This is a genomic window from Streptomyces sp. NPDC041122 (genome assembly GCF_055592445.1).
In genome coordinates, this window is the sequence record NZ_JBVIYQ010000002.1 from 67,930 (window position 1) to 81,567 (window position 13,638).

The following is a 13,638-nucleotide window of genomic DNA, read 5'->3' on the forward strand; positions in this document are numbered from 1 at the left end:
CTCTGCGACGTCCGCAACACCAGACACACATCCGTGCCACAGGGAAGAACGTGGCACTTCAGGGCGTTTTAGCCTGATACAGGGAGGCGGCATGACCGAGACGACGAGCGGCCCGGCACGAGGTTCCCGCGCCAAGGGGTCCAAGGCCAGCAAGGGTCTGCGTATCGAGCGCATCCACACGACCCCCGGCGTGCATCCGTACGACGAGGTGGCCTGGGAGCGCCGGGACGTCGTCATGACCAATTGGCGCGACGGCTCGGTCAACTTCGAGCAGCGTGGCGTCGAGTTCCCCGACTTCTGGTCGGTGAACGCGGTCAACATCGTCACCAGCAAGTACTTCCGCGGGGCCGTCGGTACCCCGCAGCGCGAGACCGGCCTCAAGCAGCTGATCGACCGCATCGTGAAGACGTACCGCAAGGCCGGCGAGGACTACAGCTACTTCGCCTCGCCCGCGGACGCCGAGATCTTCGAGCACGAGCTGGCGTACGCCCTCCTGCACCAGATCTTCAGCTTCAACTCGCCGGTCTGGTTCAACGTGGGCACGCCCCAGCCGCAGCAGGTGTCCGCCTGCTTCATCCTGGCCGTCGACGACTCCATGGAGTCGATCCTCGACTGGTACAAGGAAGAGGGCATGATCTTCAAGGGCGGCTCCGGCGCCGGCCTGAACCTCTCCCGCATCCGTTCCTCCAAGGAACTGCTGTCCTCCGGAGGCAATGCCTCGGGTCCCGTCTCCTTCATGCGCGGTGCCGACGCCTCCGCAGGAACGATCAAGTCCGGTGGCGCCACGCGCCGCGCGGCCAAGATGGTCATCCTCGACGTCGACCACCCCGACATCGAGGGCTTCATCGAGACCAAGGTGAAGGAAGAGGAGAAGATCCGCGCGCTCCGCGACGCGGGCTTCGACATGGACCTGGGTGGCGACGACATCACCTCCGTCCAGTACCAGAACGCCAACAACTCGGTCCGCGTGAACGACGAGTTCATGAAGGCCGTGGAGTCCGGCTCCAAGTTCGGTCTGCGGGGCCGGATGACCGGTGACGTCATCGAGGAGGTCGACGCCAAGTCGCTCTTCCGCAAGATGGCCGAGGCCGCGTGGGCGTGCGCCGACCCCGGCATCCAGTACGACGACACCATCAACGCCTGGCACACCTGCCCGGAGTCCGGCCGCATCAACGGCTCGAACCCGTGCAGCGAGTACATGCACCTGGACAACACGTCCTGCAACCTCGCCTCGCTGAACCTGATGAAGTTCCTGAAGGACGACGGCAAGGGCAACCAGTCCTTCGACGCCGAGCGCTTCTCCAAGGTCGTCGAGCTGGTCATCACCGCGATGGACATCTCCATCTGCTTCGCGGACTTCCCGACCCAGAAGATCGGCGAGAACACCCGCGCCTTCCGGCAGCTGGGCATCGGCTACGCCAACCTCGGCGCCCTGCTGATGGCCACCGGTCACGCGTACGACTCCGACGGCGGCCGTGCCCTCGCCGGCGCCATCACGTCGCTGATGACGGGTACCTCGTACAAGCGCTCCGCCGAGCTCGCCGCGGTCGTCGGTCCCTACGACGGCTACGCCAAGAACGCCACGCCGCACCAGCGCGTCATGAAGCAGCACGCCGACGCCAACGCCTCGGCCATCCGCGTGGACGACCTGGACTCGCCGATCTGGGCCGCCGCCACGGAGGCCTGGCAGGACGTGGTCCGCCTCGGTGAGAAGAACGGTTTCCGTAACTCTCAGGCGTCGGTCATCGCCCCGACCGGCACCATCGGTCTCGCGATGTCCTGCGACACCACGGGCCTGGAGCCCGACCTCGCCCTGGTGAAGTTCAAGAAGCTCGTCGGCGGCGGCTCGATGCAGATCGTCAACGGCACCGTGCCGCAGGCCCTGCGTCGCCTGGGCTACCAGGAGGAGCAGATCGAGGCGGTCGTCGCCCACATCGCCGAGAACGGCAATGTGATCGACGCCCCGGGCCTCAAGCCCGAGCACTACGAGGTCTTCGACTGCGCCATGGGCGAGCGTTCCATCTCCGCGATGGGCCACGTCCGCATGATGGCGGCCATCCAGCCGTGGATCTCTGGCGCCCTCTCCAAGACGGTCAACCTCCCGGAGACCGCCACCGTCGAGGACGTCGAAGAGGTCTACTTCGAGGCGTGGAAGATGGGCGTCAAGGCGCTCGCCATCTACCGCGACAACTGCAAGGTCGGCCAGCCCCTCTCCGCCAAGAAGAAGGAGGAGGCGAAGGCCGAGATCACCGAGAAGACCGAGGACACGATCCGTGCCGCGGTCGAGAAGGTGATCGAGTACCGCCCGGTCCGCAAGCGTCTGCCGAAGGGGCGTCCCGGCATCACCACGTCCTTCACGGTGGGTGGCGCCGAGGGCTACATGACCGCCAACTCCTACCCGGACGACGGTCTCGGCGAGGTCTTCCTGAAGATGTCCAAGCAGGGCTCGACCCTCGCGGGCATGATGGACGCCTTCTCCATCGCCGTCTCGGTCGGTCTGCAGTACGGCGTGCCCCTGGAGACGTACGTCTCCAAGTTCACGAACATGCGGTTCGAGCCGGCCGGCATGACGGACGACCCGGACGTCCGGATGGCGCAGTCGATCGTCGACTACATCTTCCGCCGCCTGGCGCTCGACTTCCTGCCCTTCGAGACGCGCTCCGCGCTCGGCATCCACTCCGCCGAGGAGCGTCAGCGCCACCTGGAGACCGGGTCGTACGAGCCCAGCGAGGACGAGGTCGACGTCGAGGGCCTGGCGCAGTCAGCCCCCCTGCAGACCGATTCCCTGAAGGCCGTCGCCACGCCGCAGGCCGAGTCCGAGGCGGCCAAGGCCGCCCCGCAGCAGGCGCACACCAGCGCCGAGCTGGTGGAGATGCAGCTGGGCATCCAGGCCGACGCGCCGCTGTGCTTCTCCTGCGGCACGAAGATGCAGCGTGCGGGCTCCTGCTACATCTGCGAGGGCTGCGGCTCGACCAGCGGCTGCAGCTGAACCGGGTGGCAGGGCGTCGGACGCACCATCCGACGTAGCTGAACCCCGAGGGCGTTCTCTGTGAGGGAGGGGCGCCGGCCATGGGCCGGGCCCCTCCCTTCCGTGTCGGTACGTGTACCGCGGCACAGCTGGAGGCGTTGCGGGCGACCTGTCGCGAAATCCTCGACCGAGAAGAGTTCGGGGACTCAGCGCTCGGAGCCCATGACCGAGGCGAACGTCGTCGGGTCGGTGTCGAAGCCGTGGACGTCCTGGCGGAACGACCAGGCCCCGGACTCGTCCCGGGTGAACTCGGCGACGGTCGCGGCCGGGTACCCGGAGACCTCGGACAGGTCGAGCTGCGCCAGGTCCGTGTACCCCTCGCGGATGCGGACCGCGGTGTTCGCGATCTCGCCGAAGACCCTTTCCTCCTCCTGCTGCTGTATGGCCACTCCGACGACGACCCGGACGAACGAGCCCGCCAGCCGGTCCAGTTCCAGGGTCATGACCTCGTCGAAGCCGAAACCCTGGCCCGTCCTGCTGTCCCGGTTGAGCGTGATCGTGCCGTCGGGGGACCTGCTGTCGAAGTGCACCAGGTAGACCGGGCTGCCGTACGGGGCGTCCGCCGCGTAGGTCGCGGCGATGATGTCGAGGTCGTTGGGCGGCGCACCGGCCGGGCTCGGGTCCCACTTGAGCCCGACTTCGACCTTCTTGATTCCCTTGCTGACACTGCTCACCGGATATCCCCCTCCTCGTGACCTGGCCGCTGCGGATCCACCAGGCATGTCCGACACCCACGCTACGGCGTACCCCTGACAACGCCGAGGCATCCCTGGTCAGGAGCGGTGACAACAAGCCGCGGGCGACGCGGCTCGGCAGTTGACACGGCCTGGGGGATCATGGATCCATGACATGGAACGGGGAAGAGCTCGATATCGAGGCCTACTTGGCGAGACTCGGGCACACGGGCGGGACGAAGCCGGATCTGGACACGCTGTACCTGCTCCACAGGGAGCACGTGGCGGCCATCCCCTTCGAGAACCTCGAGATGATGCTTGGCCGGCCGGTCCCGCTGGACCTGCCCGCACTGCAGGACAAGCTGCTCCACGGCCGCAGGGGCGGCTACTGCTACGAGCAGAACCTGCTCTTCGCCGCCGCCCTGGAGCGCCTCGGCTTCGACGTCACCGGGCTCGCGGCCCGTGTCAGGGCCGGGGCCTCCGTCACGCGCGCGGTGACGCACATGCTCCTGAAGGTCGAGGTGGACGGCGAGGCGTTCCATTGCGACGTCGGCTTCGGCGCCGACGGACTGCTCGATCCCATTCCGCTGCGCGCCGGCGTGGAACGGCGACAAGGAGAGTGGCGATACCGCGTCGAGCAGGAGGACGAGGGTGTCCTGGTGTTGCAGACGCAGGGCTCCGACGGCTGGTTCGACCTCTACGCGTACACCCAGGAGCGCCGCCTTCCCGTCGACTACGTGGTGATGAACCACTACACGTCGACCCATCCCCGGTCGGCGTTCATCCGCCGCCCGGTACTGCAGAAGGCCGGTCCGGAGGTCCGCCGACGGCTGGTGGGCGATCAGCTGACGCTCACGCGCGCGGATGGCGCGGTGGACGAACGAAGCGTTCCTGTGGGCGAATTGATGTCCGTTCTCGACCGAGAGTTCGGTATCGAACTCCATGCGGATGACTCCGCCGAGCTGATCAGGGCGCACTACGCCGGAGCGTGACCCGGGCCGGTCTCCGCGCCGTACGATGGCGCGGTGCTGGTCAAGTGGATTCGCTGCACCGTGGTGGACCGTCGGGGGTTCGAACGAGGTCAGCGAAAGTGGGCGGGGCTGTTGGGAGAGCCGGGATTTCGGGGACAGGGCGGGGGGTGGAGTCGGGGACGGCAGGGCGTCGCCCACGTCTTCACGTTCTGGGAGAGCCGTGCCTTCTACGACTCCTTCATGGCGCGCTCGCACGACCGCCTCGCGGCCGCGCAGGCCGGTACGCACAAGAACCTCCAGGCCAAGCTCTTCGACCACCGTTTCGACGTGAAGACCGGGTTCGAGCCGCGCTTCACGGACGCCGACGTGGTGCGTGTCGCGCACTGCAGGGTCCGCGAGGCGCGGGTCGAGCACTTCGCGCTGATGCAGGAGAAGGTCTGGAATCCGGCGATGGCCGGCTCCCCGGGGATGGTGCGCGGACTCTTCGGAGAGGCGCCGGGCCACGAGTTCCTGGTGCTCTCCATGTGGCAGTCGGCAGCCGAACACGGCAAGTACCGCGCCGAGCGGGTGGAACGCCTGTCGCTGCGGGCGCAGACGGACGCCGATGTCTCCGCGCTCGCGGGAGACATCGTGGAGTTGGAGCCGTCGTGGACGGTGTGACTCACGGGCTCCGTAACTGCCTGATCCAGTAGCGGCCGGGTCCGAGGGGCCGTCGCTGGGCCGGCCATGGCGCGGGCCCCCTCACCTCCGAGCGAACGCGCCCTCGCGGGTCGCCGCGACGGCCGCCGCCGCCGACTGGTCGGCCAGTGCCGCGTCGATCGGTTCCCGCGTGATGAACACGCGGAGCAGCAGGGGGGCCGAAACGGCGCGGACGAGCGCCGCCGCGTCCGTGTCCGGGGGCGCTTCGCCGCGGGCCACGGCGCGAGCGACGACCGCCTCGCAGCGTCCGAAGCGCTCGGCGTAGAAGGCGTGCAGGGCATCGGCGGCCCTCTTCGACTGGAACGCCGCCGCGACGAAGGCCGTCGGTGCGGAGGCGGCCGCCTCGTCGGAGAAGGAGCCGACCACCTCGCGGGCCAGCTCACGCAGGTCGCCCTCCAGACTTCCCGTGTCCGGCGGGGTCCAGTTGTCCTCACCCGCCATGTCCAGGGCATCCGCGACCATGCCCTCGAGGCCGCCCCAGCGCCGGTAGAGCGTGGTCTTGTGCACCCCGGAGTGATCGGCCACGTATTCGACGGTGAGGCCCGGGTAGCCGTGGTCGGCGAGGCCGCTCAGCACGGCGTCGCGGACGGCTGCGCGGGTGCGGGCCGTTCGGCCACCGGGGCGGCGGGTGCCGGGGGCGGGGTTCGCCGGCTCCTCATGTCCGGGCTGCGTGGGCTGGTTCGTGCGGTTTTCGGGCTGCGCGGCCCGGTCTTTCCGGTCGGCCCGGTCGACCCGGTCGTTCTGGCCGGTCCGCTCGTCCGGTCCGGTCCCATCGGCTCGCCCAGCTCCGTCCCGTTGTCCGGACGGCCCGGCCCGCCTGCCCTGCTCCGCCGGCCCGGTCCCGCCGGCCGGGGCTCCCCGCTCGCTCATCGCTTCGTTCCTCTCCCTCGGCTCCCGCGGCGTGGCGCGGCACGCGGCTCCCTCGACACCCCGCTCCACGAATTTATCGCTACTCGCGTTGCATTAGCCCCGGCAGTGTGTCACACTCGTCGTAATGCGACAGCTGTTGCGTTTGCTTGTTGGATGGGGAACCGGGGGTGCTTTGCCCATGCCTACTCAGATCTCTCTGCATGGTGTGACCAAGACGCGTGGGGAGCGACTGCTCTTCGACGGGGTGTCTCTCGCGATCCGCCCGGGCGAGCGCATAGGAGTCGTGGGGGAGAACGGCGCGGGAAAGTCGACGCTGCTGCATCTGATGTCCGGCGACGAGCGTCCCGACGAGGGAGAAGTGGTGACCGTCGCAGAGGGAGGAGCCGGACTTCTCGCGCAGACTCCGCGGCTCCCGCCGGACCGCCGTGTCGCGGACGCGATCGACGCGGCGCTGGCCGAACTGCGGTCGATGGAAGCGCGGTTGCGCGATCTCGAATCCGGACTCGGTGCCGCGACCGAGCGGGAGTTGGGAGAGTACGGCGACCTCCTGACGGCCTTCGAACTGCGGGGTGGCTACGAGGCGGACGCGCGCGTGGACAAGGCGATGCACGGACTGGGCCTCGCTCACATCGACCGGGACAGAACCCTGGGCAGCCTGTCCGGCGGCGAGCAGGCCCGGCTGGGCCTCGCCTGCCTCCTGGCCGCGTCACCCGAGCTCATGCTCCTGGACGAACCGACCAACCACCTGGACGAGGGCGCGCTGGACTGGCTGGAGGATGCCCTGTCCGCGCACCGCGGGACGGTGGTCGCCGTCTCCCACGACCGCACGTTCCTGGAGCGTGTCGCGACCGCGATCCTCGAAGTGGACGCGGACCGCCGCTCCGTCGTACGGCACGGCGGTGGCTATCGAGGACTCGTCGCGGAGCGGGCGGCCGCCCGCCAGCGCTGGGAGCAGGAGTACGCGCAGTGGTGCGAGGAGACGAGTCGGCTGCAGGAGTTCATGGCGACGACGGCACACACCGTCGCCGGTGGCCGGGGCATGAAGGACAACAACAAGATGGCCTACGACCGGGCCGGAGGGCGGGTTCAGGCGTCGGTTTCCGGGCGCGTGCGGAACGCCCAGGAGCGGCTCCGCAGACTGCGGGAACAGGAGGTGCCCAAACCGCCGGAACCGCTGCGGTTCGTGGCGCGACCCATGGCAGGCGCGGCCGAGGGGGCCCTGGTGACCCTGCGGGACGTGCGCGTGGGCGAGCGTCTCAGCGTGGACTCGCTCACCGTCTCGGCCGGCGAACGACTGCTGATCCACGGGGGGAACGGCGCGGGCAAGTCCACTCTGCTGCGCACCATGGCGGGCGTGCTCGAACCCGATGCGGGCACCGTCGTTCGCAGAGGCCGGATCGGCTATCTCGCCCAGGAAATACCGGTCCGGCGGCCCACGGACCGTGTGCTCGATGTGTTCGGCAGAGGGCTGGGACGCACCGTGGACGAGCAGCGGGAACTGCTCCTCTCGTTCGGCCTGTTCCGCCCTCGTGACCTGCACGTCCCGGTGGGGTCCTTGTCCGCGGGGCAGCGGCGGAGGCTGGCCCTCGCGCGGCTGCTCGCCAGACCCGCCGACCTGCTCCTGCTCGACGAGCCCGCCAACCACCTGGCGCTCGGCCTGGTCGAGGAGCTGGAGAGCGCCCTCGACCAGTGGACGGGGGCCCTGGTGGTCGTCTCGCACGACCGATCGCTGCGCCGGCGATTCACGGGCCGAATACGCCGGATGGAGTCCGGGCGCCTACCCGACTGAGCAGCCCGCCGGTGACCCGATCTAGGGTTTCCGTATGGCACGCCCGCGGCGCATCTTCCTCGTCCGGCACGGCGAGTCGGCCGGAAACGCCGACGACACCGTGTACGAGCGCGAGCCCGACCACGCACTCGCCCTCACCGAGACGGGGTGGTCCCAGGCCGAGGACACCGGCAAGCACCTGCGGGAACTGGTCGGGCGCGAGCGGGTGAGCGTGTACGTCTCGCCGTACCGCCGCACCCACGAGACCTTCCAGGCGCTGCGGCTCGACCCCGAGCTGGTGCGGGTGCGCGAGGAGCCGAGGCTGCGGGAGCAGGACTGGGGCAACTGGCAGGACAGGGACGACGTGCGCCTGCAGAAGGCCTACCGCGACGCGTACGGGCACTTCTTCTACCGGTTCGCGCAAGGAGAGTCGGGGGCCGACGTCTACGACCGGGTGGGGGCTTTCCTGGAGAGTCTCTACCGGAGTTTCGAGGCCCCGGACCATCCGCCGAACGTCCTGCTGGTCACGCACGGACTGACCATGCGGTTGTTCTGCATGCGGTGGTTCCACTGGTCGGTCGCGGAGTTCGAGTCGTTGTCCAACCCGGGGAACGGAGAGATGAGGGTGCTGGTGCTCGGCGAGGACGGCAAGTACACGCTGGACCGCCCGTTCCAACAGTGGCGGGAGCCCGAGTCGTACGGCGTCACCGGCTAGACATGGCCTCACCGAACCGATACGGCCTCACCGGATAGAGTGGCAGGGCGATGACCGCTGACTCCTCTCCCGACCTGCGCCTCGAGCGCGCTCTGGCCAGCCTGCGCGGACTGGCGGTGGGGGATGCGCTGGGCTCACAGTTCTTCGTGCCCGCGCACTACCCACTGCTCAAGCGCCGACAGCTGCCCGACGCCCCCTGGCAGTGGACCGACGACACCGAGATGGCTTGCTCAGTGCTGGCCGTTCTGGTGGAACACCGCCGGATCGACCAGGATGCGCTGGCCCGGTCGTTCGCCGAGCACCATGACGTCGACCGTGGGTACGGGCCCGCGGTGAACCGATTGCTGGGTCAGGTCCGGGAGGGCGGGGACTGGCGCGAGCTGGCCTCCGCGCTGTTCAAGGGGCAGGGGTCCTGGGGGAACGGGGCCGCGATGCGGATCGCTCCCCTCGGCGCCTGGTACGCGGACGACCCGGAACAGGCGACGCACCAGGCGGAGATCTCGGCGTACCCCACGCACCAGCACCGTGAGGCGGTCGTCGGGGCCATGGCGGTGGCCGCGGCCGCGGCGCTGACGGCAGCTCCCACCGGGACGCCCACGCCGCAGCAGCTCCTCGACGGTGTGATCGACCTGGTGCCGCGCAGCGCGGTGGGGGCGGGACTGCGCAGGGCGCGGGACATGCTCGACTACGGCGATGCGGGGACGGTCGCGGCGGTTCTGGGGTGCGGCCGGCGTACGACGGCCCATGACACGGTGCCGTTCGCGCTGTGGTCCGCCGCGCGCGGGCTCGGGTCGTTCGAGCGCGCCGTCTGGGACACCGCGCAAGTGGGTGGGGACATGGACACGACCTGCGCCATCGTGGCTGGTGTGGTCGCGGCCGGCGAGGGTGGAGCGCCGCCCGGGGAGTGGCTGGAGCGGACCGAGGATCTGCCCGGGTGGGTTCCCGGAGTCGGGGTCTGACCACCGGGCGGTTCGAGGCCCGGTAACGGCAGGGCGTACCGAAACGTCAGCCGATACTGCGTACCCGTACCCGTACCCGTACGCGTGCCGGGGCGTCGCGACGGCGCCGAAGCGGGCGCGTCGCCACTGTCACGGTCATGCCACAGGCGTGAATCGGCCCGAGGCCGGGAGTGGGGCGCCCGGCTACGCTGAGGCGGGCCGCCAGTTGATCATGACGTGGTCTCGCGTGCGGGGAACGAGATGCCGGTTCCGCGGGCCCGGCCCACCCGTTGTGGGTCGCGTGCTGGGTGAGGGCCGATTGGGGGAGGGGTCCCGTGTCAGACACATCAGCTGGACGTGAAGCTGCGGACGGACGTGACGCGCCGGAGGGACGTCATGCGCCTGACGGACGTGACGCGCCGGGTGATTCCCGGTCGCCAGGGGGCGAGCCCGAGGCCGACGACATCCTTGCGGCAGCCGAACCAGCCGAACCAGCCGAACCAGCCGAACCAGCCGGGGTGCCCGGTGGGGGCGCGGGTGCCGGAGCGCGTGGTCGTGCCGTGAGGGCGGGATCGTACGGTGCCGCGCGTGGTCATGCGCCGCCGAGGAAGAGCGCGGCGGAGCGGGTGAGGCCGCGGGACGTGAAGGTGGCGGCACATCAGGAGCCGCCGCTCCTCGCGGACTTGCGGGGGGAACCTCCGGAGGCTGTGGGGGCGGTGACGCTGGGCGCCGCGCTCGTCGCCGGGTTGTTGAGCATGGTGTTGCTCGGGGACGGGCTGGCGTGGAACCTGTTGATCATCGCCGTTCCGGTCGGGGTCGCCGCCTGGTTCTCCGCGCGGCGGGGCGGCCGGCGCGGGCGGTGGCCTCGTCCGTGGTCGTGGGTGTGGGCCGGGGGAGGGTTCGCGCTGCTGGTCGTTCCGGCGTTGCGGGACGCGGTGTGGCCGTCGTTCCTCGCGATCGTCGCCGCGTTCACGCTCGGGTCGCTGGCGTTGCACGGTTCCCGGACGTGGACGGGTGTCGTGCTGAGTCCGCTCGGTGTCTTCGAGGCGGTCGTCCCGGGGTTGCGGTGGGGCTGGTCCGGGGTGCGGGAGCGGGCGGGTGAGGTGCGCGGCGCCGCGCCCGTGCTGCGGGCGGTCGGGGTGACCGTGGTGCTGTTGGTCGTGTTCGGCGCGTTGTTCGCCGGGGCGGACGCGGCCTTCGCGGACCTGCTCGGGGAGCTGATACCCGATGCGTCGGTCGCCGAGAGCCCGGGGCGTGTCCTGCTCCTGGCCGCGGGGGTGGTCGGGGCGCTCGCCGTGGCACGTACCGCCGCGTCGCCCGTGCGCTGGGACCGGCTCGTGGTGGGTCCCGGACGGGCGCGGGGCCGGCTCGAGTGGGCGGTGCCGCTGGTCGTGCTCACCGCGCTGTTCGCGGCGTTCAACGCGGTGCAACTGGCCGTGCTCTTCGGGGGGTACGAGGCCGTTCTCGACAAGACCGGACTCTCGTACTCCTCCTATGCGCGCCAGGGGTTCTGGCAGTTGCTCCTCGCCACCTTGCTCACGTTGCTGGTGATCGTGTTCGCGTTGCGCTGGGCGCCGCGTGGCGGGGCGCGGGACGGCACTCTGGTGCGTGGGGTGCTCGGCACGCTCTGCGTGATGACACTGGTCGTGGTGGCGTCGGCGGTGCGCCGCATGGACATGTACGTGGAGGCGTACGGGCTGACCAGGCTGCGGATCTCGGTGGTCGCCATGGAGCTCTGGCTCGGTGTGATCCTCCTGTTGATCATGGCCGCGGGTGTCTGGGGCGCCCGGTGGCTGCCGCGTGCCGTGGCGGCCAGTGCGGCGGCGGGTGTGCTGGCGTTCGGGTTGCTGTCGCCCGACGCGCTGATAGCCGAGCGCAATGTGCAGCGCTACGAGGAGACCGGGAAGTTCGACTTCGACTACGCGCGTCAGCTGTCGGCCGACGCGGTGCCGGCGCTGGACGGGCTTCCGGAGCCGCAGCGTTCCTGCGCGCTGATGGACATGGCGGACGAGCTCGATGACGAGCGTGGACCGTGGTACGCGACCAGCGTGGGGGAGGCCAGGGCCCGGCGGATCATCGAGAAGCGACCGGTGGTTCCGGTGGATCCCATCCTGTGCGGCCGGAGTGGCGCCGGACGCGGCCCCGGTTCCTCCACCACCTTGTACTGACATCACCCCGTACTGACATCACCCCGTACGGACGCCACCCCGTACTGACGCCACCCCATACGGACGCCACTTCTTACTGAACGACAAGGCCTGGACGTACGCACCCCTCATGTCGCCCGAAGTGTCTGCCCCATGCGCCGCGCCTGCGCCGCCCGTTTCCGCCGCTCCGCTGCACGCAAGAGCGGGTGCCGGGTCGGCCACGGTGTGGTGGTCGACCCGGCACCCGCGCGTGTGGCACGTGCCGTCAGCCGGCGGCCGGGCCCGCGGCGCTCGCGGTGCCGGCCAGCGCGTCCAGGTCGCTCTTGCGGACGCGGATCACCAGGGCGGCGGTGAGCAGGGCGAGCACGGCCATGCCGACCGCGGGGATGAAGGCGGTCGAGATGCCCTCGGAGAGCACCTCGTGGCCCCAGGGCGCCGGGAGCTCGTGGGTCTTGGCGAACTGGGCCTTCTGCTCCGGGGAGGCGTGGGCCATGAAGTCCGCCATCTGGTCCTTGCCCTCGTTGCGGCTCGCCGTGCCGAAGACCGTGGTGAGGATGGACAGACCGAGCGAACCACCCACCTGCTGGGTGGTGTTGAGGAGACCGGAGGCCGCGCCCGCCTCGTGGAGGGCCACGCCGGAGACCGCCGTCAGCGTCAGCGTCACGAAGTTCAGGCCCATGCCGAAGCCGAAGAGCAGCATCGGGCCGAGCACGCCGCCGAGGTAGGAGCTGTCCGGCCCGAGCAGCGTCAGCCAGCCGAGCCCCAGCGCGACGATGACCGAACCCGACACCATGAACGGCTTCGGGCCGAGCACCGGGAGGAACTTCTGCGACAGGCCCGCACCGACCGCGATGACCACCGTGACCGGCAGGAAGGCCAGGCCCGCCTCGATCGGGGTGTAGCCCAGGATGTTCTGCACGAAGAGCACGATGAAGAAGAAGATGCCGAACATCGCGGCGGCCAGGCTGAGCATGATCACATACGTGCCCGAGCGGTTGCGGTCGGCGAACATCCGCAGCGGGGTGATCGGTTCCTTCGCCCGCTTCTCGACGAGGACGAAGGCCGCGAGCAGGACGACCGCCGCGCCGAACGAGCCCAGCGTGATGCCGTCGCGCCAGCCCTCCTCGGCGGAACGGATGAATCCGTAGACCAGGGAGACCATGCCGAGCGTGGAGGTCAGCGCGCCCGTGAGGTCGAAGCGGCCGGGGTGACGCTCGGATTCGTTGATGTAGAGCGGGGTGAGGACCGCGATCAGGACACCGATGGGCACGTTCACGAACAGGACCCAGCGCCAGTCGAGCCACTCGGTGAGCATGCCGCCCGCCAGCAGGCCGATCGCGCCGCCACCTGCGGAGACGGCGGCGAAAACGCCGAACGCGCGGTTCCGTTCGGGCCCTTCGGGGAAGGTCGTCGTGATGAGGGCCAGCGAGGTGGGCGAGGCTATCGCGCCACCGACGCCCTGCAGGGCGCGCGCGGCCAGCAACTGCCAGGGTTCCTGGGCGAATCCGCCGAGGAGCGAGGCGAGCGTGAAGAGGAGGATGCCGGACATGAAGACGCGACGGCGTCCGAGGATGTCACCGGCGCGGCCGCCGAGCAGCAGCAGACCGCCGAAGGTGAGGGTGTACGCGCTGACGACCCAAGTGAGGTCGGTCGTCGAGAAGTTGAGCGCTCCCTGGATGTGGGGGAGCGCGATGTTCACAATCGTCGCGTCCAGGACCACCATGAGCTGGCAGGCCGCGATGACGGTGAGGGCGAGGCCGGGGTGTCCCTCCCGGCGGGCGGCTCCGGGCTTGTGATCGTCTGTCAGCTGAGAGGTCGTCGTCATGAT

10 protein-coding genes and 1 pseudogene are annotated in these 13,638 nt (G+C 69.9%); 7 read left to right on the plus strand and 4 right to left on the minus strand.

Features of this window, described 5'->3' with window-relative positions:
- The first annotated feature begins 91 nt into the window (after window positions 1-91).
- On the plus strand, window positions 92-2,989 hold the full coding sequence (locus ACZ6B8_RS06715; RefSeq protein WP_471076679.1) for a vitamin B12-dependent ribonucleotide reductase: 2,898 nt from the start codon (window positions 92-94) through the stop codon (window positions 2,987-2,989).
- Window positions 2,990-3,174: 185 nt separating this feature from the next.
- Here the strand turns inward: ACZ6B8_RS06715 and ACZ6B8_RS06720 are convergent, their stop codons facing one another.
- The gene (locus ACZ6B8_RS06720) at window positions 3,175-3,750 is read right to left on the minus strand and encodes a TerD family protein (RefSeq protein ID WP_471076682.1); all 576 of its coding nucleotides are present in this window, start codon (window positions 3,748-3,750) and stop codon (window positions 3,175-3,177) included.
- 122 nt (window positions 3,751-3,872) lie between these two features.
- Here ACZ6B8_RS06720 and ACZ6B8_RS06725 point away from each other — a divergent pair, with 122 nt between their 5' ends.
- Both ACZ6B8_RS06725 and ACZ6B8_RS06730 read left to right on the plus strand, forming a co-directional pair.
- Window positions 3,873-4,694 (plus strand): arylamine N-acetyltransferase family protein, encoded by an 822-nt coding sequence (locus tag ACZ6B8_RS06725; protein ID WP_471606509.1) that lies wholly within the window; start codon window positions 3,873-3,875, stop codon window positions 4,692-4,694.
- A 33-nt stretch (window positions 4,695-4,727) separates the two neighbouring features.
- A complete protein-coding gene (locus ACZ6B8_RS06730; RefSeq protein ID WP_471076688.1) occupies window positions 4,728-5,333 on the plus strand; it encodes a YdbC family protein in 606 nt (201 codons plus the stop codon).
- An 81-nt stretch (window positions 5,334-5,414) separates the two neighbouring features.
- On the opposite strand, the pseudogene ACZ6B8_RS06735 reads toward ACZ6B8_RS06730, so the two are convergent.
- A pseudogene (locus tag ACZ6B8_RS06735) lies at window positions 5,415-6,017 on the minus strand (TetR-like C-terminal domain-containing protein); the annotation flags it as partial.
- 403 nt (window positions 6,018-6,420) lie between these two features.
- Between ACZ6B8_RS06735 and abc-f the strand changes: the two are divergent.
- From abc-f to ACZ6B8_RS06750, 3 genes are read left to right on the plus strand one after another with little or no spacing between them, the layout of a single operon-like run.
- Window positions 6,421-8,031, plus strand: coding sequence for a ribosomal protection-like ABC-F family protein (gene abc-f, locus ACZ6B8_RS06740; protein WP_471606510.1), 1,611 nt, complete (start codon window positions 6,421-6,423; stop codon window positions 8,029-8,031).
- 34 nt (window positions 8,032-8,065) lie between these two features.
- A complete protein-coding gene (locus ACZ6B8_RS06745) occupies window positions 8,066-8,725 on the plus strand; it encodes a histidine phosphatase family protein (protein ID WP_471606511.1) in 660 nt (219 codons plus the stop codon).
- A gap of 50 nt (window positions 8,726-8,775) precedes the next feature.
- Window positions 8,776-9,684 carry an ADP-ribosylglycohydrolase family protein gene (locus ACZ6B8_RS06750; protein WP_471606512.1) on the plus strand — a complete coding sequence of 303 codons (909 nt, stop codon included), beginning with the start codon at window positions 8,776-8,778 and terminating at the stop codon, window positions 9,682-9,684.
- Window positions 9,685-10,010: 326 nt separating this feature from the next.
- Here the strand turns inward: ACZ6B8_RS06750 and ACZ6B8_RS06755 are convergent, their stop codons facing one another.
- The gene (locus tag ACZ6B8_RS06755) at window positions 10,011-10,259 is read right to left on the minus strand and encodes a hypothetical protein (RefSeq protein ID WP_471606513.1); all 249 of its coding nucleotides are present in this window, start codon (window positions 10,257-10,259) and stop codon (window positions 10,011-10,013) included.
- A gap of 120 nt (window positions 10,260-10,379) precedes the next feature.
- Here ACZ6B8_RS06755 and ACZ6B8_RS06760 point away from each other — a divergent pair, with 120 nt between their 5' ends.
- Entirely contained in the window at window positions 10,380-11,831 is a 1,452-nt protein-coding gene (locus ACZ6B8_RS06760; RefSeq protein WP_471606514.1) for a DUF4153 domain-containing protein, read from the plus strand.
- A gap of 244 nt (window positions 11,832-12,075) precedes the next feature.
- Here the strand turns inward: ACZ6B8_RS06760 and ACZ6B8_RS06765 are convergent, their stop codons facing one another.
- Window positions 12,076-13,635, minus strand: coding sequence for an MFS transporter (locus ACZ6B8_RS06765; protein ID WP_471076705.1), 1,560 nt, complete (start codon window positions 13,633-13,635; stop codon window positions 12,076-12,078).
- Window positions 13,636-13,638 lie beyond the last annotated feature (3 nt).

What these genes read in the sequence shown, in the direction of transcription:
- ACZ6B8_RS06715 (WP_471076679.1), top strand. Translation starts at nt 92, where the DNA reads ATGACCGAGACGACGAGCGGCCCGGCACGAGGTTCCCGCGCCAAGGGG.
- abc-f (WP_471606510.1), top strand. Translation starts at nt 6,421, where the DNA reads ATGCCTACTCAGATCTCTCTGCATGGTGTGACCAAGACGCGTGGGGAG.
- ACZ6B8_RS06745 (WP_471606511.1), top strand. Translation starts at nt 8,066, where the DNA reads ATGGCACGCCCGCGGCGCATCTTCCTCGTCCGGCACGGCGAGTCGGCC.
- ACZ6B8_RS06750 (WP_471606512.1), top strand. Translation starts at nt 8,776, where the DNA reads ATGACCGCTGACTCCTCTCCCGACCTGCGCCTCGAGCGCGCTCTGGCC.
- ACZ6B8_RS06725 (WP_471606509.1), top strand. Translation starts at nt 3,873, where the DNA reads ATGACATGGAACGGGGAAGAGCTCGATATCGAGGCCTACTTGGCGAGA.
- ACZ6B8_RS06720 (WP_471076682.1), bottom strand. Translation starts at nt 3,750, where the DNA reads ATGCCTGGTGGATCCGCAGCGGCCAGGTCACGAGGAGGGGGATATCCG.
- ACZ6B8_RS06765 (WP_471076705.1), bottom strand. Translation starts at nt 13,635, where the DNA reads ATGACGACGACCTCTCAGCTGACAGACGATCACAAGCCCGGAGCCGCC.
- ACZ6B8_RS06755 (WP_471606513.1), bottom strand. Translation starts at nt 10,259, where the DNA reads ATGACCACGCGCGGCACCGTACGATCCCGCCCTCACGGCACGACCACG.